General features: G+C 46.8%; 22 protein-coding genes and 2 pseudogenes. 19 read left to right on the top strand and 5 right to left on the bottom strand.

The genetic code is table 11. The features are described 5' to 3' along the window. Window positions 1-15: 15 nt before the first annotated feature. A complete protein-coding gene (locus tag DVH26_RS21220) occupies window positions 16-1,386 on the top strand; it encodes a flavin monoamine oxidase family protein (protein WP_239625081.1) in 1,371 nt (456 codons plus the stop codon). Window positions 1,387-1,408: 22 nt separating this feature from the next. Here the strand turns inward: DVH26_RS21220 and DVH26_RS21215 are convergent. Further along, a pseudogene (locus tag DVH26_RS21215) lies at window positions 1,409-1,537 on the bottom strand (IS110 family transposase); the annotation flags it as partial. Between the two features lie 190 nt (window positions 1,538-1,727). On the opposite strand from DVH26_RS21215, the gene DVH26_RS21210 reads away from it, so the two are divergent. The 7 genes from DVH26_RS21210 (at window position 1,728) to DVH26_RS21180 (ending at window position 7,171) form a co-directional block, all read left to right on the top strand. Continuing rightward, window positions 1,728-2,060 carry an ArsR/SmtB family transcription factor gene (locus tag DVH26_RS21210; RefSeq protein WP_239625079.1) on the top strand — a complete coding sequence of 111 codons (333 nt, stop codon included), beginning with the start codon at window positions 1,728-1,730 and terminating at the stop codon, window positions 2,058-2,060. A gap of 107 nt (window positions 2,061-2,167) precedes the next feature. After that, the gene (locus DVH26_RS21205) at window positions 2,168-3,280 is read left to right on the top strand and encodes an NADH:flavin oxidoreductase (RefSeq protein ID WP_239625076.1); all 1,113 of its coding nucleotides are present in this window, start codon (window positions 2,168-2,170) and stop codon (window positions 3,278-3,280) included. 137 nt (window positions 3,281-3,417) lie between these two features. Continuing rightward, on the top strand, window positions 3,418-3,714 hold the full coding sequence (locus tag DVH26_RS21200) for a helix-turn-helix domain-containing protein (protein WP_239625074.1): 297 nt from the start codon (window positions 3,418-3,420) through the stop codon (window positions 3,712-3,714). Beyond that, window positions 3,711-4,577, top strand: coding sequence for an IS3 family transposase (locus DVH26_RS21195; RefSeq protein WP_239625072.1), 867 nt, complete (start codon window positions 3,711-3,713; stop codon window positions 4,575-4,577). Before DVH26_RS21200 ends, DVH26_RS21195 begins: the two co-directional genes overlap by 4 nt. A 520-nt stretch (window positions 4,578-5,097) precedes the next feature. Further along, complete coding sequence (locus DVH26_RS21190; protein ID WP_239625069.1) at window positions 5,098-5,664, top strand: DUF4871 domain-containing protein; 567 nt, start codon at window positions 5,098-5,100, stop codon at window positions 5,662-5,664. A gap of 240 nt (window positions 5,665-5,904) precedes the next feature. Further along, window positions 5,905-6,246, top strand: a complete 342-nt coding sequence (locus DVH26_RS21185) for a hypothetical protein (RefSeq protein WP_239625067.1) — start codon at window positions 5,905-5,907, stop codon at window positions 6,244-6,246. A 487-nt stretch (window positions 6,247-6,733) separates the two neighbouring features. Next, window positions 6,734-7,171 (top strand): hypothetical protein, encoded by a 438-nt coding sequence (locus DVH26_RS21180; RefSeq protein ID WP_239625065.1) that lies wholly within the window; start codon window positions 6,734-6,736, stop codon window positions 7,169-7,171. Window positions 7,172-7,657: 486 nt separating this feature from the next. Here DVH26_RS21180 and DVH26_RS21175 read toward each other — a convergent pair whose 3' ends face one another. The 3 genes from DVH26_RS21175 to DVH26_RS37360 form a co-directional block, all read right to left on the bottom strand. Continuing rightward, window positions 7,658-9,013 carry a sedoheptulokinase gene (locus DVH26_RS21175; protein ID WP_239625063.1) on the bottom strand — a complete coding sequence of 452 codons (1,356 nt, stop codon included), beginning with the start codon at window positions 9,011-9,013 and terminating at the stop codon, window positions 7,658-7,660. A gap of 29 nt (window positions 9,014-9,042) precedes the next feature. Beyond that, a complete protein-coding gene (locus tag DVH26_RS21170) occupies window positions 9,043-10,248 on the bottom strand; it encodes an ATP-binding protein (RefSeq protein ID WP_239625061.1) in 1,206 nt (401 codons plus the stop codon). Window positions 10,249-10,720: 472 nt separating this feature from the next. Continuing rightward, complete coding sequence (locus DVH26_RS37360; protein ID WP_481857531.1) at window positions 10,721-10,894, bottom strand: DUF3973 domain-containing protein; 174 nt, start codon at window positions 10,892-10,894, stop codon at window positions 10,721-10,723. A gap of 845 nt (window positions 10,895-11,739) precedes the next feature. On the opposite strand from DVH26_RS37360, the gene DVH26_RS21165 reads away from it, so the two are divergent. The 4 genes from DVH26_RS21165 (at window position 11,740) to DVH26_RS21150 (ending at window position 18,167) form a co-directional block, all read left to right on the top strand. After that, window positions 11,740-11,919, top strand: coding sequence for a hypothetical protein (locus DVH26_RS21165; protein WP_239625059.1), 180 nt, complete (start codon window positions 11,740-11,742; stop codon window positions 11,917-11,919). A gap of 357 nt (window positions 11,920-12,276) precedes the next feature. Then, entirely contained in the window at window positions 12,277-13,737 is a 1,461-nt protein-coding gene (locus DVH26_RS21160; RefSeq protein WP_239625057.1) for a DNA-3-methyladenine glycosylase 2 family protein, read from the top strand. Between the two features lie 12 nt (window positions 13,738-13,749). Then, entirely contained in the window at window positions 13,750-14,289 is a 540-nt protein-coding gene (locus DVH26_RS21155) for a methylated-DNA--[protein]-cysteine S-methyltransferase (protein ID WP_239625055.1), read from the top strand. A gap of 371 nt (window positions 14,290-14,660) precedes the next feature. Continuing rightward, window positions 14,661-18,167 (top strand): OmpL47-type beta-barrel domain-containing protein, encoded by a 3,507-nt coding sequence (locus DVH26_RS21150; RefSeq protein ID WP_345774073.1) that lies wholly within the window; start codon window positions 14,661-14,663, stop codon window positions 18,165-18,167. Window positions 18,168-18,402: 235 nt separating this feature from the next. On the opposite strand, the pseudogene DVH26_RS21145 reads toward DVH26_RS21150, so the two are convergent. Then, window positions 18,403-19,637: pseudogene (locus DVH26_RS21145) on the bottom strand (multidrug effflux MFS transporter). A gap of 223 nt (window positions 19,638-19,860) precedes the next feature. Here DVH26_RS21145 and DVH26_RS21140 point away from each other — a divergent pair. From DVH26_RS21140 to DVH26_RS21110, 7 genes are all read left to right on the top strand, one after another. Continuing rightward, window positions 19,861-20,418, top strand: coding sequence for a helix-turn-helix domain-containing protein (locus tag DVH26_RS21140; RefSeq protein ID WP_239625053.1), 558 nt, complete (start codon window positions 19,861-19,863; stop codon window positions 20,416-20,418). Window positions 20,419-20,729: 311 nt separating this feature from the next. Next, a complete protein-coding gene (locus DVH26_RS21135; RefSeq protein WP_239625052.1) occupies window positions 20,730-21,731 on the top strand; it encodes a Gfo/Idh/MocA family protein in 1,002 nt (333 codons plus the stop codon). A gap of 45 nt (window positions 21,732-21,776) precedes the next feature. Continuing rightward, window positions 21,777-22,745, top strand: coding sequence for an ABC transporter permease (locus tag DVH26_RS21130; protein WP_239625050.1), 969 nt, complete (start codon window positions 21,777-21,779; stop codon window positions 22,743-22,745). Continuing rightward, window positions 22,745-23,626 carry a carbohydrate ABC transporter permease gene (locus DVH26_RS21125; RefSeq protein ID WP_239625048.1) on the top strand — a complete coding sequence of 294 codons (882 nt, stop codon included), beginning with the start codon at window positions 22,745-22,747 and terminating at the stop codon, window positions 23,624-23,626. Before DVH26_RS21130 ends, DVH26_RS21125 begins: the two co-directional genes overlap by 1 nt. Window positions 23,627-23,657: 31 nt before the next feature. Continuing rightward, entirely contained in the window at window positions 23,658-25,166 is a 1,509-nt protein-coding gene (locus DVH26_RS21120) for an extracellular solute-binding protein (RefSeq protein ID WP_239625046.1), read from the top strand. Window positions 25,167-25,190: 24 nt separating this feature from the next. Continuing rightward, on the top strand, window positions 25,191-25,553 hold the full coding sequence (locus DVH26_RS21115) for a cupin domain-containing protein (protein ID WP_239625044.1): 363 nt from the start codon (window positions 25,191-25,193) through the stop codon (window positions 25,551-25,553). A gap of 64 nt (window positions 25,554-25,617) precedes the next feature. Continuing rightward, window positions 25,618-26,385: a sugar phosphate isomerase/epimerase family protein gene (locus tag DVH26_RS21110; protein ID WP_239625042.1), complete on the top strand. Its 768-nt coding sequence runs from the start codon at window positions 25,618-25,620 to the stop codon at window positions 26,383-26,385. Window positions 26,386-26,406: the final 21 nt, after the last annotated feature.

Below are 26,406 nucleotides of genomic sequence, written 5' to 3'. Positions count from 1 at the left end.
GAGGAATCGGACTTTATGGGGATAGGTCGTGTTCCTGAGCGTATTGTTGTTATTGGGGCAGGGATGGCGGGGGTGGTATGCGCATTGGAGCTTATGAAACAAGGATATAACGTGCGTTTATTAGAGGCAAGTAGTCGGCCGGGTGGTCGCATATACACAATGCGGGATCAATTTGCCGACGGAATGTTTTGTGAAATGGGAGCCGCCTTCATTGGAGCACATCATTTTCTCACATTGAGTTATGCCCAGCAAGTCGGGGTTCAATTAATCAATTTACCAGTCCCTAATAGAAGTTTGTCATATATCAACGGGAGATTAATCATAGATTCTCCAGATGAACCTGCAGTATGGCCTGTTTCACTTACCGCCGAGGAAAGAATTTTAGGATACGCGGGAATGTTGGAAAAGTATCTTAAGCCGGGGCTGAAAGCAGCGGGAAATCCTTTTTTGCCGGGCTGGCCAACAAAACATGCGATACAGCTCGATTCAATGACAATGGAAGAATATCTTAAAGGTCAAGGAGCATCTTCAGGCGCGATTAAGCTGTTTGAAATGGGATATATGCAGATGTTAGGTGATGGTATTCGCAAAGTATCTGCATTACATCGACTGCTTGACTTAACAATGGTCAGTTCCGAAAGAAATACACAGACTATAGTAGGTGGAATGGATCAATTACCGAAAAGGCTTGCCATTACCATTGGCTCTAATATCAGTTATGGATGTACTGTGACACATATTGAGCATAGTAATAAAGAAGTAACTATCCATTTCAATCATTCTGGCGAAGCTTACACTATGTGCTGTGATCGGGTCATTGTGGCCATTCCCTCTACAGTCCTGCGTACAATTCATTTTTCTCCGCCACTTAGCAAAGAAAAAAATGATGTCATTCAAAATCAACTTTCTACATCCGTTACGCGTACCGTCATCCAAAGCAGAACTAGATTCTGGCACAACTTAAGTTCCTTTACTGCAGTAAACACAGATCTGAACATTGGATGGTTGCTTGATGCTACCTTCACTCAAACGACATCAAGGAGGGGGTTAATTTGTTCATACTCCTCCGGTGAATCGGCGCGAGAATTATCTAGAGCCGGTAATTATAATTCAGCTGTATCAGAAATCAAACAGGTGCTTCCTGAATTGTCGTATAACTATGAAGGCGGGACGGTCTTTTCTTGGGATCATAATCCTTACTCCCGAGGTGCGTATGCTTGGTATAAGCCGAAACAGATGATTAGAATGCTCCCAACACTGTCTGCGGCACAAGGTAGAATTTACTTTGCAGGCGATAATACAAGTCTTTTTCCCGGTTGGATTGAAGGTGCGATCTCTTCTGCTTTACGAACAGTAGATCAAATTATTTCCAGTAACACCGTATAGTACGGTGATGTATTAATAACTATGCAATCCATTCGGCATCTTTCACATCTGTTTTCCGTCCGGGAACAGACTTCATGTGTTGGGCATTCACAACAAGAAATTCGATTTCCTCCGCTTCGAGCAAGTTGACAATGGGTTTCCAGAAAACACCACGGGTACGGTTGTGTGATCTGGTTGAATTTCCAAATAGTGTTAGTATGGTAATAATGTATTTTAGAGGGGAACCATTGCAAGATGCGTAATCTACGGCCGAGGAGATCATAATCGTAGTAATTCATTTTCTCATAAAGCGTAACTTTTGGTATACTAGGATCAATCCAACTAGAAATGGGTGTCGAGTAATGAACCACGAAGATATGCTTGCAGTATTGAAGGCTCTGTCTAATGAGACCCGTCTCAACATCCTCTGCTGGCTGCGGGAGCCTGATGCGATGAACGAGAACTTGCCGAACGTTATCAAAGAAGAATTCCCCGGCGGTGTCTGCGTAGGCAGCATTCAGGAAAAATCCGGTCTAACCCAATCGGTTATCTCCTCGTACTTGGCCTCCATGCAGAAAGCCGGACTCCTGGAATCCCGCCGCTATGGCCAATGGACCTATTACAGGCGCAATGAAGAAGCGATTGCCGCTTTTTTGGAAAACTTCGCGGCCGGTCTGCGAGCAAAGAAGCAGTAGCGCCAAAACCTTCTCAGAAAGGATTTGCTTTTTCATCTATTAATCTATATATTTATATTTGTAGATGAATTCAAACCCTTTTTTTTTATACAGGAGGAGAGATTACAATGACCCTATCCACAACCGCAGCAGCTCTGTTCAAGCCTTTTGAAGGTGGTCGACTGAAGCTTGCTAATCGAATAGTCATGGCACCGATGACCCGTTCCTTTTCACCTGCAGGCGTTCCAGGCCCCGACGTGGCCGGATATTACCGCAGAAGAGCGGAGAACGGAGTCGGCCTCATCATAACTGAAGGTACCGTCATTAACCATCCAGCAGCTGCGGCTGACCATGGCATTCCGCATTTTTACGGTGATGAAGCATTGGAAGGATGGGCGAGCGTCGTTCGCGAGGTGCATGAAGCCGGCGGAAAGATTGCTCCGCAGATCTGGCATACGGGCACGGCCAGAGAACGTTCTAAGTTCCCGGATTCGAACGTTGACCCGGTTGGGCCGTCAGGCCTAAGTCTGACCGGTACAGCGGTATCGGAGCCGTTGACGGTCGAGGAAATTCGCGGTCTCGTGCAGGCTTATGCCCAGGCTGCTGCTGACGCGAAACGCATCGGCTTTGATGCCGTGGAAATTCACGGCGCACACGGCTACCTCATCGACCAGTTTTTCTGGGACGTCACCAACAAGCGCACGGATGAGTACGGCGGCGACCTGGTAGGAAGGACACGATTCGCAGTAGAGATAATTGAAGCGGTACGTGCGGCTGTCGGCCCCGACTTCCCGATTATCTTCCGCTTCTCCCAATGGAAGCCGGTTAACTACGGAGCCAAGCTGGCTGTAAATCCGGAAGAACTAGAGCGTTTCCTTGCGCCGCTGTCACTGGCAGGCGTCGATATCTTCCATGCCTCTACACGCCGCTTTTGGGAGCCGGAGTTCGAGGGTTCCGACCTCAACTTAGCTGGCTGGACGCACAAGCTGACCGGCAAGCCAGCTATTACCGTCGGTTCCGTTGGCCTGGATTCCGAATTCACCAGCCTATTCGAGGAAGGCAAGGGCGGCCAACCCGCCGGCATCGACAACTTGATCGAACGACTTGAGCGTGGTGAATTCGATCTCGTCGCCGTCGGACGCGCACTGTTAACCGACCCGGCCTGGGCAGCTAAGATCCGCGATGGCCGCATCGAAGAGCTGCAGCCGTTCACGCGCGAAGCTCTTTCCACGCTGAGCTAATCGTTTCCATGCTGCGACTCCCGCAACAGTCGGCTCAAAATGAAAAAAGCCTTTTTGGACCCTAAAGTGCACCCCTTAGAATAGACATTGGAAAAACCCCTAGGTTAATCCGATGAATTCTAGGGGGTGTATTTTTTATGGTAGTAAGAGGTCAGAAGTTTAAAACGTATTCAGAGGAATTGAAGAAAGAAGCTATTCGCCTTCATATGGAGGAGAAGTGGTCGTATCGGCAGATTACGGAGCATTTAGAGATTCATGACAAAGATCGGGTCAAGAAGTGGATGCGGAGGTATAAGCAATTAGGTGAGTTTGGACTCCTGGATCAACGAGGACGTCGTGAGGAGTACTTAGATCAAGATCGGTATGTAGCGAAGCTCAAACGGGAGAATGACGTTCTAAAAAAGTGTTTGCAAATTTGGAAACAGGGGGTGTGAACGGAAAGTATAGAATCATTGAAGCTGCCGCTGGGCATTATCCAGTCGTGGAGCTGTGCAGCATGCTTAATGTCGCTAGGAGCAGCTACTACGCCTACTTGAAACGCAAATACGCAGCTCCTGACGCTGATTTAAAGGAGAAGATTCTTGCTATTTATGATCAACGTAAGAAGACGGTTGGATATCGGCGGATACAGGACGAATTGTACCGACAGTACAGCCTGTGTGTGAACCATAAGAAGGTACTACGGCTTATGCGAGATTTAGAGATTCAGGCAATCATTCGTCGCAAATATGTTCATCGTTCGACGCGTGAAGCAGCTAAATCTGATGGAAGGATCGCGGAGAATCTACTGCAGAGAGATTTTAATGCGACAGAACCGAATCAAAAATGGGTAACGGATGTGACGCAATATCGAGTATTTGATGATCGCATTTACTTATCCGCAATCAAGGACCTTTGGAATGGGGAAATTGTAGCCTACCATATGAGCAACCGTAATGACAATCCTCTTGTATTAGAGACGTTTACGAAGGCATTTGAAACGCATAAAGACGTGACTGGACTGATCGTTCACAGCGATCAGGGAAGCCAGTACACGTCTCATGCATACCACGACATGCTGCCAAAGGTTGGCGCCCAAATCAGCATGTCCAGGCGAGGCAATTGTTATGATAATGCCTCAATGGAGAGCTTCTTTTCACATTTGAAAGTGGAAGCCCTCTATCCTTATGATATCCGAAACATCGAGGAAGCACAAAGGCGAATAGAAGAATTCATTCATTTTTATAACGAAGAAAGAGCGCAAAGAAAGCTAAACAAGCTGACGCCGATAGAGTACCGACGTCAGCATGCAGCCTAGGGCTTTTTTCAATGTCCGCTATTTGGGGTCTTGACCACCCGGTCCAGAAAGGCTTTTTTCTATAGAATAGCAACTCATTGCTCTTGCTGTTTCACATAACTATTATGCAGATCTCTTGGGTGCCTATATCAAAATGGACAGGCCTCAGGAGGACGCAGCCTAAGCGAAAGCGTTGGAGCGTCCTTTTGTTATTACAGACAGGTTGATAAATGGAATGCAATGCGAGAAGAACTTGTGAATAATAAAGTATTGACACACAAAAAGTCGTTGGAAATCATTTGAATCTTTGAGCGGCGACATGAGTCCATAAGCATTCGGCGGACGTTATCCAGATATGGAGTAACGTTCTGCTGACTTAGCCCTACGGATCTAACGGGAACGAGATAGCTGAACGAAAACCAAGGAGCCTTTGCCACGACAGCTGCTCCTTGTTTTTATATAGCGATTGGGTAGAAAAAAAGAAACAGATTGAAACTTTAGAACGTCTAAACATTATAAAAATCAATTCGGAGGTTTATGAATGACAAAAAAATGTTCTTATTATCTCATTTCTCTTTTAATATTCGCATTTGTCCTAACAGGCTGTTCAACTCAGACATTGCCCGAAAATGAAATGAATGAAAAAAATACTTCTCTAACTGTAAATACTCAGTCAAAAGGATGGGAAATAAGTCCAACATTTACTATTCCCGTTACATTTGGTGATAAAACAAAGGGCGAATATATTCTAGTTGGAACAGAAGGAAAGATAGGTTTTCTTACTGGCGGACATCCAATTGTTGCAGGGAACTCTCAGAAATATATGTGGCACTTTTGGGGTAGTACGCTAGAAGAGACGAAACAATTGTTCGGAAAGAAAATGGAAATTAGAGGAGTCAGCAAGCAAACAGGTAAAGAAATAAGTCTTGTTAAGGGTGGAGTTGGAATTCCAAATCCTAATGTCCAACCACCTATCCCGAATAGCGATAACGTTGCTAAAGCGCCAACAATGTTGTCTCTGCCTTCTGCTGGGATTTGGCGATTAGATGCTTACATTGAAGAAAAGCTTTTTGGCAGCGTTGTAGTTCAAGTATCCGAGCAAAAATAGGATTTTACCCTATAGACCTCGAATAGAGGTTCTATTTAACTCATAAAAGGAGTACGATAGCTCAATATTCAGAATCACAAGTGCTATAAATAATCGTTGACTATAATCCCATTATATGTAATTTATAAGTGGTAAGAAAGTCTTTACGGTACCACTTCCTGATCTGAAAATTATAAGCAATTGAATTCGGCGGATGATGCGTGACAGGTCAGTACTAAAACTAAAACTGGGGGAAACTATATGTTTGATTATTTGACGCATTATTATAAAAAAGATTCAGTACCTTTTCAGACCTTATCAGCATTAACAAGATCTGAATCTTTAAAAGTAATGAATGAAATACGCGATGAATCTCCTATATACTCAAGGTTTAATAAACCTAATGAATATATGGATAATAGAAGAAAAGTAGAGGAATGGTTGAAAAAAGTCGATAGAAGAACATTCGATAAATTACACAAGCAAGGACTGTTTTTAACAAGGGATTTTTGGCTGACGTGGAGAGGACAACATTCCCTGGAGGTGCCATTCCTTATATTGAAGCACAAGTATGGAATCATGACTTTTAAAAGATTATTATAACAAATTAAGTACATAAAAAATGACGGGTACTTTCACCGGTAATTAAATGTTACATAATTGAAATCTTATTTTCACGCGGTATTAATCATTCAATACTATAATAAAATCTGACCCCCTTTTAAAATATAACTCAGACCCTCAGCCCATTGCTGTGGGTCTCTTTTTGGAATAAACTTCGTATATTTTATTTGCAAATTTTTATTAGTATGCACTTAGCGTATTGTGTTGCTCTTCCCAAGAAAATCAAAAGTGGGAAAATTACTGCAAACAACACAAGTTTGGGAGCGGTACTTGTGCAACAATACTAAGCTAGTTTCGTCTAATTACACATGGGGATGTCTACCATTCTGATGAGGTGATAAAAGTGTGGAAAAGGACAACTATGCTTTTAATGATTTATTTGTTTATATTCGGTACGTGGCTTGTGGTCGAGCCTTTCACTGTCAATGCATGCTCTTGTGCTGGACCCCCAAGCATTGGAGATCAATTGAATCGAAAAACAGCCATTTTTAAGGGCAAAGTATTGAGTTTGACAAAACCTGTTAATGGGATGATTTGGTCTTCAGCAGATCCTGTAAAGGCTCAATTCGAAGTGAAAACGGTATGGAAGGGAGAATTGAGTTCTCAAACGACTGTTTACACAGCATTGAGTTCGGCAAGCTGTGGATATGAGGGATTCGAAGTAAATGAAGAATATATCGTTTTTGCTTACGGTGAGCCAGATCGACTTGAAACAGGACTTTGTGAAGGAACTAAGACTATTGCTTCCGCACAGGGAGAGCTTAAAGCATTGGGGACAGGATATGAACCCTCTAAGATAACAAACCCTCATGAAGATAACCGATCCGTCATAGTTTTAGTTCTAGCAATTTCTCTAACATTATTCATCTTGCTGGTCATATCATTAAGAAGGCGACAACGATAGGCATTTGTTTTACTTTCGAGCATCTGTCGTGGTTGGCTTTGCGCCGCTGATACCCGCGGAATTCGTAATCGTGCTGATCCAACAGAGGGCCGATTAAAAACTCGTAAAGAGATGCGAACGTCAGTACAGTGGGTTCTTGTCCAATTGTCGGGTGACAAGAGCTAGATCTCATTCCCGAAATTGACAAGAATTTATGATCGCCGTAGGGGTAAAAATGGACCAGAGCGATACATAGCAGTACAAGCTTGGGACGATAAAGCCTTAACAGCATTGCGCTTAAGCGAGTAAGATAGTTAAACGAGAGAAGGGAGCAGATCGCCGCGGCAGCTGCTCCCTTGGGGTAACGGTCAGATTAGCTACTATAAGCTTTATTTTATAACTTGGCATCTGTATTACTGTGGTAAAAATGGGTGCACGGGGGAAACGGTGTTTGGGATTTAGCATTAATTAACCGCGTTGATTCCGCCCTGTGGTTTCCCATTCATGCTACGATCTGCCCGGAGAAGACGTGAAGTCTTTATATAGACCGATCCCAACTCCTGCACAGATCGCAGCCCCATAGGAGGCTTCTTCCGCGTACTTCGGCAGCTCAAGGGGCAGCATAAAAGCTTGTGCCAGCCTGCTGCGCAATGCTTCGTTTTGCCGTACGCCGTTACCGGAACCGACCAAGACTTTGCGGCTTTGTTTCAACGATTCCGGGAGCTTCAAATAATACTCAAACAATTCCGCGGTCATTCCCTCCAAGAAACCGGCTACAAGATGCTGCGGCAAGAAATTATCGGCTGAGATCCGGTTGATCGCTCCACGCTGAGCCGGATCCTCCCTCGTTCCAAAAAATTGTGTATGCACTTGCAGTCCCTCGCCAGGCGGAATCTTTGCCGCTGCCAATGCCAATGCGTTCATTCTTTCGTACAGACTTTCCTCGGAGCCGGCAAATACAGTGCATACCTCCCTAAAAAAACGCTCTAGGAGCGCATAGGACTTCCCGCCACCAAGCGGCGCACCGACGAGAATATACCCGCCTCCCGGGAAAGGACGGGTTTCCAAGCCCTCCAGCTGGAGAAGTTGATTGGAAAATACGGAAATTTGCGAGCCTGTACCTATGTTCACGAGGATGGAATGCTCAATATCCCGAACGGCCCCCAGGAAGCTGGCCTGATTGTCGCCTGCCGCGCAAGCAACAGGCACTCCATGTTCCGTTTGACCGATCACGGTACCCGTCGGCTTTATGAGAGGAAGAATGGAAGGGGCTATTCGAGCAGCTCGCAATGCTGCCTGATCGAACTGCCCAGTCTTCAGATCAAAGCATCCCAAGCTGGCCGCTAGCGTAGGATCGATAATGGGTTCCTTGGCACCGCACAGCTTCATTGCAATAAAGTCAGCTATTGTGCACAGCTTCACGGCCTTCTCCGGTATATTCCCTTGTACCGTATTGTAGTAATGCGTAACCATACCGAACCCGGGGGAAACGGGACAGGTAGTCAGCAGAGATAAATGCTCTGCGTAGGAGGTGCTTCCGTCGAACGGTAGTGATCCTCTCTTGTCCAGCCACGTGTAGAGCGGCGAAATTGGGTTCCCCTGTACGTCAACATACAGAATTCCATGCATCTGCCCTGTAATGCCGATGCCGCAGATCTCCAGATCATCGCTGCTCAATTCGGCAAGCACCTCACGAACCGTATGCCAAATCCAATCGGGATTTTGACAGTGCTCCCATGAATTTGCCGTATTACACTCAGATTGATTATCTTTTATCATCGATTTTGCGATATCGCCGCTGTTTCCATCCACAAGAACACCGCCAATGCTCGTCGTACCGATGTCGAGTCCGATCAAGTACATCCTCATTTTCTCCTTCAGCGTTTCAGATATTAAAGGACATTCAACAATTGCTGACGATCATTGGAGTCTAGAGCCATGTGAATGAGATGGACCACCATCTTTTTCTGTTCCCGGTTCAAGTCGATGAATATCTTTGGTGCCGCTTGATACATCTCGCGGATCACGGATTCGAGCTCTTCTTTTTTGAGCCGATCCTCCGGTATATCCAAAAAGGGAGGAAACGCATCGGCTTCAGCAAAATCCTGAATAACGACATCGGAATATGTCTTCAGATACGGCTTCCTTTTTTGCTTAATCAATGCACTAACCTCATCGATCATGAACAAATACTCTTCACTTCGTTTGTTTGCGCCGAAACCGAATTCCAGCTGTTCGCTGTCCGGCTCGGTATCAAAATCAAAATGGTCAAAAAACGAACTTTGAATATAAACGCTGTGATAAAAGGAGTCACTTTTATTATTAAAGGTTGTTGGCTGCTTATGTTTTTCTGTCAGCGTCGAATCTATGAAATAGATTTTGGAATGCTCGTGATTGATTCGGTCATTCCACTGAATATATTTCAGATGAAATACCGTTTGGGTCGGTTTATGCACGATTTCGCGCCATTCCTTTTCTCTAATAAGGCTGGAATAGTCCAGCGGGCTTCCGTCCACTTTTAAATCGAAGCCCTTGTCCGAATTCAACTCAAGGAACCACCCGAACTCTCTGCACAAATAAGCTATCAGCTCTTCGTAAACGAATTCTTTTATGATGTTGTGGAAGGTTACGGTTGTCCCTGTGCCTTGAACATCATTCGCCGGAACTGCCCCAGTAGCCTCATAAGAATCCATACGGTCCGAACGAACATGAATCGTGTACGTCTTGTAGGAAGCCCCGTCCTCATACGTAGTGCTCCACAAAGCATCGGAAGCGAAACGATGAAACGTTAAACGGCCGATGCCGTTTTTTCCATGCATGGCTGAGGTTACGCGAAGACGTTTGCCGGGATCGAACTGCTTCTCCGATTCGTAAAAAGGAGTAAACTTGCGCTCCAGCGCATCACGATCTATACCATATCCGTTATCCGCAATAGTGATTTGGTCGATACCGCCCATTAGGTTCTTTTGAAGCTGAACATCTACAGACGTCGCGCGTGCATCAAATCCGTTCCATATGTATTCGGAAATCGCTCGAAGATAATTAAACTTGCGAAGCGTTTTCTCAATTCCTTTTGAGGTGATCCTAATTCGGTTCAAAAAAATCCCTCCTTTTAAGTGTTGAGCACAGCGAACAGCAAGCTGAACATAAACCTCAAACCGCTGCTTGACAAGTCCGCTTGTCACATCGCCTTGATGGATGCATCTCGTCCCCGAAATGAACATCAACGTTCCACGGCATGCAGCTCAGTGCAAATATCGACAACTCTTGCTTCTTGGGCCAAATTGTGAATAAACTAATGGACACCTTTTTTTCACTTATTTACTAGTTTAATGTATTTACTTGTAATTTGTAAGCGGTTAAAATTGTCGAATGCTGTATAGGCAACCGCAAGCTGAAGGGCGGACATATATAAGTGTTAAAAGAAAATAAACCATTAGACTGAGATTTAAAGGGTACAAGTCCTCCATAATGTAACTAAACACAAAGTACAGTTTGACCAAGTATATGAAGAAGAAACCACTCCTGACAATGAAGTGGTTTCTTTGGTTTAAACGATCCAATTTGAACTTAAGCTGTAGCTAATTCCTTTTCGAAAACATTACAGGTACACTTTCTTTCAAGATTACAAACTCCTGCATTATAAAGAGTTGAATCAATGTAATGGAACCCTGAATTAAAAATTAGGATTTGTTCTGATTCAGAACGCAAGTGGAGTTCTTTACACTGGATGCAATAGTACATTGGATCACCTCGTAATATACGCTTCAAAGATGTATATCATACTTCGACAATTTGATTGTCTAACAATAATTTAGGGGCGATGGGACGTTCTCCAATACGTCGAGTCCAATATTTCGGGCGACTTCTATCAGGTCCGTTTCAAGGGAAACTTCAAGCTGTTCTGGAGTGAATTATACACTTAGCTCTACAGTAGTTTTTGTAACATCTTTTATTGGATTATTTAGCTTCTTTCCGCAACAACTCGAACATGCACCTACATGATAAACATAACCTGAAATGCGCTTGTAATCTGTTTTAAAAAAGTACATCACATTGTCTTCAGGTACAATTCTGCAACATTCACAACAGTAAATACGAGATTGTACAATGGACACAGCATCCCCACCTTCAAAATTTGTGCCCGATGCGAGAAATCTCAACAGTCTTTGTGCTCCTGCTGCTGCGATAATCCGTTTGCGTCAGGTCATACTTTTTGCGAAATAATTTGCGAATTATGACGTACTTTCTGATAGCCTTCCCGTCTGGCGACGTCGGCCACCTTATTACATGGATCGCGCAGCATTTCCTTGGTTCGACGAGTCCTATTATGCAGCTCTCAGCAAAAATTTACAATGTAGGAACTTAAGGATTCTGGTTTGCTTTTTCTTGGAATAGAATTGCTTATCTCAACGAACCTTCAGGTTTGGGATTGGACAGATGACGCGAAAACCGATCCAAAGGTTGCCAACATAGGTCTTCCTCGGTCCATCTGGATGCGGGACATTACTTCCATAAATTCCTGAATAAAAAGTCAATATAAAACGAATAATTGCCTAGTAATGAAATCAACCTTAAGGAGGCTTGAAATGACTGAAAACAACCAGTTTGATGAAGTCGAAGACTTCGCGAGCTTTGAAGCTACGTCGGATATGACTGCGGCTGAGATGCCAGTTGAAAGCGAAAACCCTGATGATCATGATCCGATAAAAGAGAATCAATTCTTATATCCGCCGATTCATGCGCATCCCCGAAATGACTTAGAATAGTGTCATCTGTCAATGTACCCCGACAAATAAGTATCCGATGAAGTTTAGTTCTAGTCAAAAAGATACGATAGCTCGATTGAGGCTGCAGACACAGATGCAGCCATTTTTTTGAAACCTCTTGAATATTGTCAATATCTTCTTCATTCATCGGATAATTAATATCCCCGCCAGCCTCTAGGGTCAGCGGGGATTTGTCTCTTCCAAAATGCCAACTAAACCTCTGACACTTATGCTTAATAAACAGAACTCATCGGGGCGTTATCGTCAATCTGTCACCTCAAAAACCATGTCCGAAAATGGCCAGACCTTTTCGTACAACATGATATAATAAAACCAGGTCAGGAAAGGAGGGACCAGGTGACAGATAACAAAGATGCTCTGTATGCAGCGTTCAAGGCAAAAGACGCACGGTTCGACGGACGCTTTTTTGTAGGCGTATCGTCTACGGGAATTTATTGCCGTCCTGTGTGCCGGGCTAAGCAACCAAAGCCGGAAAACTGCACTTTTTATGCCACCGCAGCGGCAGCGGAGCAAGCGGGATACCGCCCATGCCTTATATGCAGGCCGGAGCTTGCTCCTGGCACTTCAATCACCGACGCTACCGCTAATTTAGTTTATCGAGCAGCAAGAATGTTAGAAGAATGCAGCGGAAGCGGGCAAAGTTTAGAAGAAATAGCCGGGCGACTTGGTTGTACGGACCGACATTTGCGGCGCGTTTTTACAGCAGAGTACCATGTGTCGCCGGTTCAGTATTTGCAAACATGCAGATTGCTCCTTGCCAAAAACCTGCTAACAGACACAGATTTGCCGGTACTGGAAGTTGCGATGGCGGCGGGCTTTGGCAGCTTGCGTCGTTTCAACGGCCTTTTTAAGAAACAGTACAAGCTTTCGCCCACGGCCTTACGAAAACGGACTGCTGAAGAAAAAAAGCATAAAGACAACATTACTTTATCATTGAGCTACCGTCCGCCTTATTCTTGGGACGAAATGCTGCATTTTCTGGCCGGACGCACAATAGCAGGAATTGAAGTTGTAAAAAACGGTGAATACATGCGTACCGTGCATGTGGTAAACGCAGATGGAAAGCCTGTGTATGGTTGGGTGCGGGTGGGGCATGATCCTAAAAAGTATGCATTAAGCGTTACCGTGAGTGAAACATTACTGCCGGTACTGCCGCAAGTATTAGCACGGATACGACATCTGTTTGACTTATATTGCGACCCGGGTGCGGTGTATGAAACACTTCGGGTAATGAACGATATTCGACCCGGTCTTTGTGTTTTGGGAGCCCGTCTGCCGGGGTGCTTCAATGCGTTCGAAATGGCAGTACGGGCGGTGCTGGGACAGCAAATTACAGTGAAATCGGCAAGCACATTGGCGTCAAGGATTGTCCAAACTTACGGCGCGCCTATACAAACCGCGATTGAGGGCTTGACCCATATCTTTCCTTTACCCGAAGATCTATTGTCTTTAGGCGGAGCGATTGAAGATTGCTTCGGAGTGTTAGGTGTTACCGCTGTACGGTCAAATACGATTTATGAACTGGCACGAGCATTCGTGCAGGGGGAAATTGATTTTGACCTCCCGGCCCAGCCGGAGGAAGAGATGAAAAAGCTGATGGCGATTCGCGGCATCGGAAGCTGGACAGCGCAGTACATTGCTATGCGGGCTATGGAATGGCCGGACGCTTTCCTTGAAACCGATGCGGGCGTCAAAAAAGCATTACAGCCCTACACATCAAAGGAATTACTGAAAATGGCGGAAGCATGGCGGCCGTGGCGCAGTTATGCCACCATCAACCTTTGGAACACGCTTTAAGGAGGCAGGAACATGTATTATCAGACAACCTATCCGTCACCCGTAGGAATCATTACACTTGCAGCTGATGGAAGTGTTCTTGTTGGCGCATGGATTGAGGGGCAAAAGTATCACGGGGCTACTATACCTGAAGATATGATAGAGCGTGGCGACATGCCGTTATTCGATACCGTAAAAAAATGGCTCGACAAATACTTTGCGGGCGAGAAGCCCGACATTTCAGAATTGCCGCTCTGTCCCATTGGCAGCGGGTTCCGTCAAGAGGTATGGAGCATTCTATGTGAAATACCTTACGGCGAGGTGATTACCTATGGCGACATTGCAAAAAAAATGGCGGCAAAGTTGAACAAGGAAAGCATGTCAAGCCAAGCAGTAGGTGGAGCAGTGGGGCATAATCCGATTTCAATCATCATTCCCTGCCATCGAGTTGTAGGTTCAAACGGCAGCTTGACGGGATACGCCGGGGGTGTTCATAAAAAGGTGAAATTGCTTGAATTGGAGGGTGCCGATATGTCGGGGCTGTTTGTGCCTACAAGAGGCACAGCTCTTTGATAGTGAAAAGAAGGTTCAACACGCTGAATGAGGCGTGTTTTTTTTTTGCTAGAGCAATGGTCCGTCATTTCGCCGCGCCTTTCGGGGTTTTTTCAATTTGCGGGATACCCGGACCTGGAGACTACACTTCCTATCTATCATTAGACGTTGAAATCAGCCGCGGTTAAGGCAGCACGCTCCTTTAGCACCATTTTTTCGCGTAATCCCTACTAAATGCCTATTTTTTACAAAAAACTATCATTTCTCGAAAGATGAAAATGATATGATGAAATAGTTATGCGATTGTATATTACATGCACAGGAGGTATTTTGTGGGAAATTTAAAGATATTTAAATCTGTCGTGTTGAAATCGGCGCTTGTATTGTCATTGGTGCTCCCCGTGCAAGCTGGATGGTTCGGAAACGGACCTGTTGCGTTAGCCGAGGGACCGTCGGATCCGGCCCCTTTCATCGATGCGAAGGTCGTAAACGAGAATGCCGGCAAAAAAGTGCTTTTCGACAACACTCATGCTCAGACAGCGGGTGCGGCAGACTGGGTCATTGACGGAGGATTTTCCGATTTCGGCAATGCTCTGGCCAACAACGGCTATTATGTGAAGGAGCTGCGCAAAGCGGCGCCGTTCACCTACGATGATTTGAAGCCCTATGATGTTTTTGTCATTGCGGAACCGAATATTCCTTTCAAGCAAACCGAGCAAGCGGCTATGGAGCAATACGTGAAGGACGGGGGAAGCTTATTTTTCATTGGCGACCACTACAATGCGGACCGTAATAAGAACCGCTGGGACGGCAGCGAAGCGATAAACGGCTATCGGCGCGGAGCTTGGGAAGATCCGGCCAAAAGCATGAGCACTGAGGAAAAAAGCTCCGCGGCAATGCAAGGCATTGTCAGCTCCGACTGGCTAGGCGAGAAGTTCGGCATTCGCTTCCGCTACAATGCGCTGGGCGATATTACGGCCAACCAAATCGTAGCTCCTGACCAGGCATTCGGCATTACGACCGGCGTTTCGAACGTAGCCATGCATGCGGGCTCGACGCTGGCCATTATCGATCCTGCCAAAGCCAAAGGGATCGTATATTTGCCGACTACTCAGGAAGCGTGGCCTAACGCTGTGGATCAGGGCGTATATAACGGCGGAGGCGTTGCCGAAGGACCTTATGCCGCCGTATCCAAGCTGGGTCTGGGCAAAGCTGCGTTTATCGGCGATTCCTCGCCGGTTGAGGACGCCACGCCTAAATATTTGCGCGAGGAAAACGGCGCGAAGAAAACGACCTACGACGGGTTTAAAGAGCAGGACGATGCGATACTGCTAGTGAATATCGTGAACTGGCTATCCAAAAAGGAAAGCTACACAAGCCTGGATCAGGTGAGCGGGCTGCACCTTGACCAGCCTACGGCGCTGCTTCCATTCGAAAAGCCGGAGTTGTCGACGGAACCTCAGCCGGAGCCGTGGGCGGCGCCTGCAGCCGGCTACAAATGGTGGGACAGCTCGACTTTCAAGCCAGGCTCGTACGGAGGTCCGACAACGAGCGCTAACGCGATTTACAGCTTCGTACATCAAGCGCAGCTTCCGAATGTACAGGAGTTCCAGATCCGCGCCGTTGCGGATAATCTCCCGGCCAATGCGACGGTAACCGGCTTTAGCGCAGGCATTTACCTGACGGGCGGCACTCAGGTGGCCATGGTACAAAACGCCGACGGCACATGGCCTACCGCATACGGCTACAGTCAAACGTTCAGTTTGACTGCGAACAGCAAAGGCCATGCTTACAAAGATTTGACAGTTCGAATCAAGCCGGGAACAAGCGGTTCGGCTAACCTCAGATTGAGACAAAACGGCAACAATCTTATCACCAAAACCGTATCGCTCGCGAATGTTCCGGCAGAGCCGCTGCCGAGCGAAGAAGATCCGATCCCTGCGAGAATTTCGATCGCGGAAGCACGCGGCAAAGCGGCAGGCACCGTAGTCACAATTGAGGGCGTCGTGACGACGGAGCCGGGTGCTTTCGGCGGCCAGGCGTTTTATTTGCAGGATCAAACCGGCGGCATCTATGTGTTCCAGAGCCTGAGCGGCTTCCATCAAGGCGATACGATTAAAATAACTGCGCCCTTGGCCTTGTATAACTCCGAGCTGGAGCTGACTGATCCTGTGGCGATCGAGAAGAGGGGAACGGCGCCGCTTCCCGCTCCTGTACAGACATCCGCGGTGAACGATGCGAATCAAGGGCAATTGATCGAGCTGCGAGATGTCACGATTCGCAATATTGTGAGCGCGGCACCCGCAGGCTCTTTCGAATTTGATGCGGTGAAGGATGGGGTAAGCAACCATGTGCGGGTTGACGTTCGCACTGGCATCAAGCTGGAAGACTTTCCTTATCAAGACGGCCAGACCGTTCATATTAAAGGCGTTGCAGCTATTTTCAAAGGCGTCTACCAACTGAAGCCGAGAGGACTAAGCGACTTTTCGCAGCTTGCCGACACTACGCCGCCCATAACGACGGCTTCGCTGTCCGCCGCTCCGAACGCAACCGGCTGGCATAATCAGGATGTAACGGTAACGCTGACGGCATTGGATGATCGTCCGGGCACGATTGTGACGCAATATTCCACGAACAGCGGGGCTGCAACCGTTTATACGGAGCCTGTTGCCGTCCAGACGGAAGGACTCAATACAATCTCCTATTTTTCCACCGATGCTGCGGGCAATGCGGAGGCCAGCAAGTCGATCCAAGTGAAATTGGATAAAACGGCACCTTCCGTCGTACTGACGCAATCCGGCCAACCGGTTAAAGATGTGATAGAAACCGATACCCTTCTTTTTGCCTTGACCAGTACGGATGCTCTGTCCGGAGTTGCGGTTCAGAAGCTGCTGTTGGATGGAAAGGAAATTGCTATTGGTCAGCCTGTGAAAGCGGCGGACCTTGGCGTAGGCGTTCATACGGTTCAGTATAGCGTCACGGATGCCGCCGGTAACAGCGCGGAGAACAGCGATACGTTCAAAGTCAACGCCAGCGCGTCACTAAGCCAGGTCACGCTTGCCGTATACAAAACGACGCTGAATCCTGCCGAAACAACAACTTCCCAAATCAGCGGCCTTATGAGCAGCGGCGCGCCAGCCGATTTGACCAAAGCGATTGTCGTCTATTCGAGCGATAACGCATCTGTTTCCGTAGATGAGCAAGGCAGTATCAGGGCTGTGCAAGAAGGACGGGCGCAAGTGAAAGCGAGCGTGACGCTTGACGGGAAGACGGTCGGCTCCAATTCAGTGACGATCACGGTAACCAAGCCGCTTTCGAACGGAGCTCCAGGGGCGCCGGTATTGTCCGACAACAACGGGCAGGACAACGGATTGAAGGACGGCAGTTATTCCGTCACAATGAACATGTGGTGGGGAAATAACGGCACCGAGTTCAAGCTGTATGAGAACGGCGTTATAATTAACAGCACAACTTTAACCGATGCTTCCCCAGGCGCACAAACGGTCAGGACGGATATTTCCGGAAAATCGAACGGCACTTATACGTATACGTGCGAGCTGATAAACTCTTTTGGCAAAACGTCCTGCCAACCGCTAGTAGTCAAAGTGACCGACGCTATGCCGGGCAAGCCGGTATTGTCCCATGACAACTGGGATAACGACGGGAACTACAAGATTACGATGAATATGTGGTGGGGAACGAACGGCTCCGAGTACCGCCTCTATGAGAACGGAAACCTGATCGACACGAAAAAGCTGAAAGAAGCGACGCCGAATGCACAGAGTGCCGTGACAGAATTGTCAGGCCGTACGCCAGGCGAATATGTGTATTACGTTGAGCTTCTAAATGCCTCAGGCGTTACAACCAGTGCCAAGCTGACTGTTAAGGTGAGCAAATAACTTGAGAACAAGAATAACCCGGTCTGCTCATCAGGCCGGGTTTTTTATGAGCATAAGCTGCAGAGAAGTTTTCTTAAATGTTATATCTGATGTCGGACGTATAAACATTGTCCCTGGCGAATTCACATCTGTCGGTTGTGGCTGTGAGAAATCGGCTTGATTCTTGGACCTATGTACAAAAACAGCCAAACACCTCGCTTCAAGGTTTGGCTGTTTCGGTTCATTTATCATTGTTTCAGAATTGCTCCACTACATCTTTACTCATAGCATTCTGCTTTTTATTCGAACTTCGTTTAACTAAAAGGAAGTAGGACAGCATCGCTGCTGCACTTGTTGTCAAAATAATGACACCGAGCGGAACAGCCGTGTTTTCCCCGGCAATGCCGACTAGCGGAGAAACGACCGCACCAAGCAAAAAGGGGATAACGCCCATCAGTGCAGCCGCACTACCAGCCATATGGCCCTGGCTCTCATCGCAAGTGGAAAAGCTGCCGTGGATGTAATCCCGATGGCCGCTACGAAGAAAACGAGCGGAATTACGAGTGCGTACAGCGGCCCGTGGAACATCGCAACCAATAAGACAGCGATGCTGGCAGCGCCGGCAAGCCATAGACCGAACAGCAGGAAGGTCTGTTCTGACACGCGGGAAGCCATTCGACCGACCAACTGCGAGCCGATAATCAGGGAGATGCCATTTGATCCGAACAACAGAGCAAATACCGTAGGGGAAACTCCGTAAATATTTTGATAAATAAAAGGAGTTCCGGAAACGTACGCGAATACCCCCGCGATCATGATCCCCTGCGCGAGCATATAGCCCGTAAATGAGCGATCACGCAAAAGCGATCCATAGTTTCGCAGTTGCTGAGTAAAATCGCTGGGACTGCGGCGCTCGATAGGCAGCGTCTCTTGGAGACTCCATTTGGTCATGGCAAGGAGGTAAGTTCCCAGCAGCGCCAAAGCGATAAATACACCGACCCAGCTTGTGAGCGCTAGAACACCGCTTCCCGTTACCGGTGCCACAAGCGGGCCCAAATTCCCGACAAGCAAGAGAAGCGAGAAAAATTTGGTGAGCTCGTGACCACTAAACAAATCGCGAGCAATTGCACGGGAGATGACGATACCCGCCGACGCAACAAACCCCTGCACGAGTCGAGACAGGATCAGCAGCCAAATATTCGGTGAGATCGCACAAGCTAAAGCTGCCACAACATAGATTACCATGGAAATGAGCAGCGGCTTGCGCCTTCCATAGACGTCGCTAAGCGAACCCATGACCAGTTGGCCGATGCCTAGTCCCAATAAACAGGCTGTTAAGCTGAGCTGGACGAGGGAAGCTGTCGTACCGAAACGCTCAACAATTTGAGGAAAAGCGGGCAAATACATGTCGATGGTAAAAGGCCCGAGTGTTGAAAATAAACCAAGCAGCAGAGCTAATCTAACGGTAGTCTGGCTATTCTTGCTAGTCATCGTATCAGTTTCTCCTATTCTTCATTCCATATCCGGAACTCTTCTCTCTATTTTGTATCAACATATCATAACTGTATTCGTTTTGACAACAGTTTTAATCGGACGTTGCCGTGGATGATTTGGAAGGATAATAAAGACCAGGCAGGTTAATTTCTTGACTTATTCAATAGGATGTAGTTATGATAAACGAAGTTGAATTATATTAACCTAGGAGAAAAGGCATATGATGGACCTTGGAAGTAAAATTAAAAAGCTTCGTATTGAACAAAATAGAAGTCTATTAGATATTGCTAATGCCTGCGGATTTTCAAAAAGCTTGTTGTCTAAAATCGAAAATGGCAAAACGATTCCCCCCATCTCCACGTTAGTGAAAATAGCTGAAGCACTTGGAACGAGAGTATCCATATTACTGGATGATCAGGAGCGGACGGGCACTATATACACCCCCAAGGAAATGAGCCATTCCAAGCTTGTCAAAACCGATAAGGGCTACTCCTTTTTTACATTTGCCGTTGAACGCAGCGAAAAGCTGATGCAGCCGTTTTTATTCGTTTCCCGAAAGTCGGAGCAAGACAATAAAAACGTTTATAGTCACAACGGTGAAGAGTTTATTTTTATCTTAGAAGGTGAGATGAAGTATAAGGTAGGCAATGTAGAATATAGCTTGAAGCCGGGAGACAGCCTCTATTTTGATTCCATTGAGAAGCACGCATTGTTTCCTATGACAGAAGAGGTCAAATACATTGCTGTATTTACTCAATCTAGATCTAATAACGGCTAGGGATTAAATTATTAATGAGTAGAACATTTACATTGAGGTGGAGCAGGTGATACTGTTCCGCTTTTTTTGTTGTTCTTTTCAAAAAAAATGAATTGCAAAATAGGTTAAGCTGATGTAAACTTTTATTCAACAACGTTGAATAATAATCACCTAGTTTAAGTTAAAGAAATATTGTTGAACAGGATTCTGTGTGTAAGGAAGGGATGATGCTTTTGAGATTTCTAGGATAAATATGACAGCGGTTACAACCACGTTATTTGTTTTTTTAGTTGTGAACATAATCCAAGAAACTAAAGGAGCGAAATGTGAAGATGAAAAAGTACAAAGTGGGAATTATCGGAGCGGGCGGCGTCACTGAACTTCATTTCGTAGGGTATAAGGAACATCCTGAGCGCATTGAAATTACAGCGCTTTGCGATCCAAACGAAGAAGCGCTTCACGCCAAAGCGGATAAATACGGAGTGCCGCAGCGATTTACAGAGGTACAGGACTTTATCGAGAACAGCGGGATTGACGTAGCCGTGGTGTGCACGCCGACATCGATCCGCAAACAAATTCTATTTCCTCTGATTGAGGCTGGCTTACCGGTATTTGTAGAAAAACCGTTCTCCGATACGCTTGAGGAAGCAAAGGAAATTACAGAGAAGGCGGAGAAGCATGGCGTGCCCATTTCCGTCAACCAAAACTTCAGACGTCACTTTCCGTTTGAGCTGCTTCAAGGAAAGATTGCGGATGGACTTATCGGTAATGTGACATCGCTCTTGTTTACGAACCTATTCTTCAGACAGGATGCAGGCTGGCGCCTGGATTGTGAACGACATGCCATGTCGGTTATGGGGATCCATTGGTTTGATGGCTTCCGGAAAATTTTGGGCAGTGATGCCTTATCGGTCGTGTGCCAGAACCGTTCCTCTTCAGCCGTTCAATGCAAGGGGGAGACGGATGCGACGGTTCAAGTCGTATATGAGAATGGTGCGGTGGCGACCTATGTTCAGAGCTTTTCTTCAGCCTTCAATCGAGGCGAGCTGATCGTCATCGGTGAAACCGGAACGATTGTCGCCGGACATACTTCCGCGAGTTTATACCGCAAGGGGGAGAAGACACCTGAAGTGACATGGGAAAATCATGTATCTCGCGAGGTGGCGACCTATGAGGGGCTGAACCAATTACTTGTGTCCATCGAGACCGGCACGGAAGCACCGAACAGCTCGAGAGACAACCTGAAGACGATTACCGTTCTCGATGCCGCTTACGTATCAGCTAATGAACAGCGGATTGTCTACCTGAATCAGAAGCAAAGCGTTCAAGTATGACGCTATCAAGCATGATCTAAATAAGTAAAGTGGAAGGTAGTGCATATGGATACACACTCACAATCTACTGCTTTGCAATCATCTATCAATGTTGATCAGAAAAGAAAACCGCGGACGATTTTATCGGATATCAAGCGCGATAAGTACTTGTATTTGCTGGTGCTTCCCGGAATTATCTTTTTCCTGATTTTTAAGTATTTACCCATGTGGGGGATTGTTATCGCCTTCCAGGAATATTCTCCCTACGCGGGGATATGGAAAAGCGAATGGGTCGGGCTTGAGCATTTCGTTCGTTTTTTCTCCAATCCGGACTTTATTATCTTATTTCGCAATACGATGGTCATCAGCTTATTGAACCTTGTCTTCTTCTTTCCGTTACCGATCATCTTGTCTTTAATGCTTAACGAAGTGAGTAATCGGGTGTTTAAAGGGGTTATTCAATCCATCGTATATCTGCCGCACTTTTTGTCGTGGGTTATTATTGTGGGGATTTCGTTTCTGCTGCTGTCGCAGACTTCCGGGGTCGTCAATATGATTTTCAACTGGATGGGCTTTCCCAAATACGACTTTCTCACCAATACCGATACGTTCTGGGGTGTGCTGGTCGCTCAAAATATTTGGAAAGAAACCGGCTGGGGTACGATCATCATTTTAGCGGCAATCACTGCTGTGGATCCACAGCTGTACGAAGCAGCCAAGATAGATGGGGCAAACCGGTGGCTGCAGGTTTGGCATGTCACCTTACCGGGAATCCGGAGTGTCATCCTGGTTCTGCTGATCTTAAGACTGGGTCATATTATGGATGTAGGCTTCGAGCAGGTGTTTCTGATGAATAACGGGGCGGTATCCCAGTATGCGGATGTATTCGAAACTTATGTGTACCGGAATGGGATCCAGAGCGGCCAGTTTAGCTATAGTACCGCAGTCGGCTTATTCAAATCCGTAGTTGGACTGGTGTTGGTCATTTTGGCGAATCGATTGGCTAAACGTATGGGCGAGGAAGGTGTCTACTAATGAAGCTAAGCTTGGGGGATCGGATCTTTAACGGCTTGAATACCGCTGTGCTCCTTATCATAGGCTTACTCACGATCTTTCCTCTCTATTATGTGTTTATCGTTTCGTTCACGGATCCAATAGAATATATGCAGAAAAGCGGGTTTGTGCTGTTTCCGGAAAGCTGGTCGCTCGCAGCCTACAAGTATTTATTGGATACCGATATGTTCAAAAACGCCACACTGGTCAACTTATTCCTGGCTTCTGTCGGAACCGGGCTTAGCTTGATCTTTACTTCCGCCATGGCTTTCGGCATGTCCCGCAAACGGCTGCGGGGCAGAAAACTCATGATGCTGATGATCTTATTGACCATTCTGTTCAATCCGGGCATTATTCCCAATTACTTAATTGTCCGTGATCTGGGTATGATCAACAGCGTGTGGTCGCTGATTATTCCAGTGCTGGTCAGCGGGTGGAATGTGATATTAATGAAAAGCTTTTTTGATAGCATTCCCGCCGAGCTGGAGGATGCGGCGATGATTGACGGCTGCAACGATCTAAGCACCTTTTTCCGTATCGTGCTCCCGCTGTCAGCGCCGGCCTTGGCGGCTTTCGGCTTGTTTTATGCCGTCGGCTATTGGAATACGTTTTTCAACGCCATCTTGTTTATTAATGATTACACCAAGGCACCTCTTCAAGTGGTTTTGAGGATGATGATCGTCGATTCCGAAACATCCACAGGCGGGGCGGCTGCAGCTGAAATGGTGTCGGAGAATCAGCTTCCCAAGCAAACCATTAAAATGGCTGCCGTTGTCATCGCGACGCTCCCCATTCTGGCAGTATATCCGTTTTTACAAAAGCATTTCGCTAAAGGCGTTATGCTTGGCTCGGTCAAAGGCTGACCGCGGTTATTATTAACTAGGGGGTCATGAAATGAACACAGGGTCAAAGAAGCATGGACTCATTGCCACGCTGTCTGTAATGACTTTGCTTGCAACGGCATGCTCGGATGGAGGTACAGGAAGTGAGCCTCGGCCGGGTGACGGTAAGACGGAAGCGCCGATGGAGCTGAACATTTTCAGTAACTTTTCGATCGCTCAGCCGCCGTCGCCGGAGAACCCCGTCACGAAGGAATTTGAGAAACGAACCAATACGAAGCTGAACATCACTTGGGTATCGGATACGGTGTTTGATGATAAGCTTAATGTCCTATTGGCTTCAGGCGATCTCCCGGATATGATCCGTTTACCAAGTATCAATCAAGCCCAATTTCAGACGATGGTGAAGCAAGGGGCATTCTGGGATCTGACCCCTTATTTGAAAGACTATAAGAACCTTATGGATTCACCAAAAAGCATGTGGGATAACCAAAAAATCGGCGGCAAGAACTATGTAGTGCCCATTGTGCGTCCCTTGGAGGGAGGTACCACATTTTTCATCCGTAAAGACTGGGTGGAGAAGCTGGGATTGAAAATGCCAACCACGCTTGACGAGTTATATCAGGTAATGAAGGTGTTCAAAGAGAAGGAGCCGGACGGGAAGAAGGATACGTTCGGTTATACGATGAGGACTCACGACCAGATCGAGTTCATTTATACAGGCTCCAGCAGCAAGTGGAAGGAGAAGGACGGCGGGCTTATCGATATTACCTTTACACCTGAGATGAGAGAATCGATACTATTCCGGAAAAAGCTGTTCGACGAAAAGCTGATACCGCCCGATTTTTCAGTCATGAAAAACGAACAGTGGGTTGATCTGGCAACATCCGGCCGAGTTGGCGTAACGACGGAAACGATCGAAGCCATGTGGCGCTGGACCTATGATCAATGGAAGCGGGATCCGAAGGTGAACTGGGAGCCGATTGTTTCCTTGGAAGCGGGAGCAGGACCCTTCCAGCAGCAGAACAGCGGATTTATCGGAGTCTTCGCCATACCGAAGAAGGTTCCCGAGGCTAAGATGCGCAAGCTTCTGTCCTTGCTTGATTATGGTGCCTCCGCGGAAGGCAGCACTTTATCCCAATATGGCATCGAAGGCGTCCACTATAAGAATGAAGACGGCTTCTTCGTGACTAATGAGCAAGCGGTCAAAGATAACCTGGGAACAGGATCGTTCGGTAAGCTGTTTATGAAGCACGACCCATACATGTATGCGTATGCGCCCGGGATGCCTAAAGAAATTTTCGAGAAAAACAAGAAAATTATCGATGCCAAATCCAAAATCAGCGTACCTATTCGCGATATCGGTCTTGTGTCGGAAACAAATAACAAGCTGGGCGCCGACTATAACAAAAAAATTGCCGATTTAAAAATTCAGGTAATTATGGGTAAGGCGGGTATCGATGCTTGGGATAAGTTCGTCGCGGATTTGAAGCAGGATCCTAACTACCAGAAAATTATCCAAGAGATGAACGCCGCATACAAAGAGCGTTTAGCAGCTAAGTAAACATAAAAAAAGGAGAATGAGTGAATGGCAACCATATCCGATTTAAGAAAGCAGCAAGCGGAACGATTACTGAATGAAAGCTGGGGCAAGATTCAATGGCTGTGCGGCCAGGAAATAGATCCTGCCAGCGAAATGACCTTTGGCATGGTGTACATTAATGCCGGTCAATCCAACCCGAGGCACGTGCATCCGAATTGTGAGGAAATCATCTTTGTCCTCTCCGGTGAATGCGACCACACTTTAGGGGATGAGACTTACCATTTGGAGCCGGGCATGATGCTGCGGATCCCCCGCAATGTACCTCACAATGCGACGACCACCAGCTGGGAGCCATGCCGAATGATTATTACTTACTCCGCTCCTGACCGTCAAACCATCGGAGAATAAGGAAGATTGTCACCCGAGGAAGTTCAACGCTTTCTCGGGTTCATTTCAGAAAGGGAGGAAAACCATGGCAATCAAATTAGCGTTTTCAAGACCTACAGCCTCCATCGAGGAACAGACACTGCTGATTCGGAACTATGGCGCAGCAGGCTATGATGGACTTCAGCTAAAGGGTGGACAGTATGCGGCGTATTTGGAGCAGCCGGAGGTATTTAAGGAAATGTGGGGAAATCCGTCTGGACTCGGCTCTGCACTCATAACCGGCGGACGTCTGGATGCGTCCGGAATTGACCAGCTTCGCAGCATTTTCCGATTTGCCTCCAAGATCGGTACGGAGCGGATTGTTTACTGCCATGGGCTCTCCAGAGCAGCCGTTACAGCGGATGATATCCGGAGGTATGCCGATATTTTGTCTGAGCTCGGATTGGAATCACAGCAGCAGTATGGAGTGAAGCTGTCGCTTCATCACCACTATGATAACCCGGTCATGCACCGGGAAGATTTGGATGTCTTTTTTGAGCAAGCACGCGATCAATCGGTAGGGCTGACCGTGGATACGGCCCATCTGGTGAAGTCCGGCATTCATGATGTGGCGGAGGTGATCCGCAGCTTCGGGCACATCATCGATAACTTTCATTTAAAGGATTTTGAGCAAGGGGAATGGCGTGTATTAGGTCAAGGCGCTATAGATTTCTCGCCGATCTTCGAAGCAATAAATAATATTGGTTATAACGGTTGGATCTCTGCAGATGAGGAAAGCGGCGGAGAAGTGATGGAAGGGATGCAGGCATGCTGCGCCTTTATCAGGAATGGCTTGCGGCAAGCGGTAAGCTGACCGAGCGCTTGACCTCGCAAT

The sequence above is a fragment of the Paenibacillus sp. H1-7 genome, from assembly GCF_022354825.1.
GTDB lineage: Bacteria > Bacillota > Bacilli > Paenibacillales > NBRC-103111 > Paenibacillus_S.
This window is presented reverse-complemented; position numbering and strand designations above follow the sequence as displayed.

Excerpts from the sequence above, each read along its gene's own strand:
- DVH26_RS21220 (WP_239625081.1), top strand. The coding sequence starts at position 16 with ATGGGGATAGGTCGTGTTCCTGAGCGTATTGTTGTTATTGGGGCAGGG.
- DVH26_RS21210 (WP_239625079.1), top strand. The coding sequence starts at position 1,728 with ATGAACCACGAAGATATGCTTGCAGTATTGAAGGCTCTGTCTAATGAG.
- DVH26_RS21205 (WP_239625076.1), top strand. The coding sequence starts at position 2,168 with ATGACCCTATCCACAACCGCAGCAGCTCTGTTCAAGCCTTTTGAAGGT.
- DVH26_RS21200 (WP_239625074.1), top strand. The coding sequence starts at position 3,418 with ATGGTAGTAAGAGGTCAGAAGTTTAAAACGTATTCAGAGGAATTGAAG.
- DVH26_RS21190 (WP_239625069.1), top strand. The coding sequence starts at position 5,098 with ATGACAAAAAAATGTTCTTATTATCTCATTTCTCTTTTAATATTCGCA.
- DVH26_RS21185 (WP_239625067.1), top strand. The coding sequence starts at position 5,905 with ATGTTTGATTATTTGACGCATTATTATAAAAAAGATTCAGTACCTTTT.
- DVH26_RS21175 (WP_239625063.1), bottom strand. The coding sequence starts at position 9,013 with ATGTACTTGATCGGACTCGACATCGGTACGACGAGCATTGGCGGTGTT.
- DVH26_RS37360 (WP_481857531.1), bottom strand. The coding sequence starts at position 10,894 with ATGTACTATTGCATCCAGTGTAAAGAACTCCACTTGCGTTCTGAATCA.
- DVH26_RS21165 (WP_239625059.1), top strand. The coding sequence starts at position 11,740 with ATGACTGAAAACAACCAGTTTGATGAAGTCGAAGACTTCGCGAGCTTT.
- DVH26_RS21155 (WP_239625055.1), top strand. The coding sequence starts at position 13,750 with ATGTATTATCAGACAACCTATCCGTCACCCGTAGGAATCATTACACTT.
- DVH26_RS21140 (WP_239625053.1), top strand. The coding sequence starts at position 19,861 with ATGATGGACCTTGGAAGTAAAATTAAAAAGCTTCGTATTGAACAAAAT.
- DVH26_RS21135 (WP_239625052.1), top strand. The coding sequence starts at position 20,730 with ATGAAAAAGTACAAAGTGGGAATTATCGGAGCGGGCGGCGTCACTGAA.
- DVH26_RS21130 (WP_239625050.1), top strand. The coding sequence starts at position 21,777 with ATGGATACACACTCACAATCTACTGCTTTGCAATCATCTATCAATGTT.
- DVH26_RS21125 (WP_239625048.1), top strand. The coding sequence starts at position 22,745 with ATGAAGCTAAGCTTGGGGGATCGGATCTTTAACGGCTTGAATACCGCT.
- DVH26_RS21120 (WP_239625046.1), top strand. The coding sequence starts at position 23,658 with ATGAACACAGGGTCAAAGAAGCATGGACTCATTGCCACGCTGTCTGTA.
- DVH26_RS21115 (WP_239625044.1), top strand. The coding sequence starts at position 25,191 with ATGGCAACCATATCCGATTTAAGAAAGCAGCAAGCGGAACGATTACTG.
- DVH26_RS21110 (WP_239625042.1), top strand. The coding sequence starts at position 25,618 with ATGGCAATCAAATTAGCGTTTTCAAGACCTACAGCCTCCATCGAGGAA.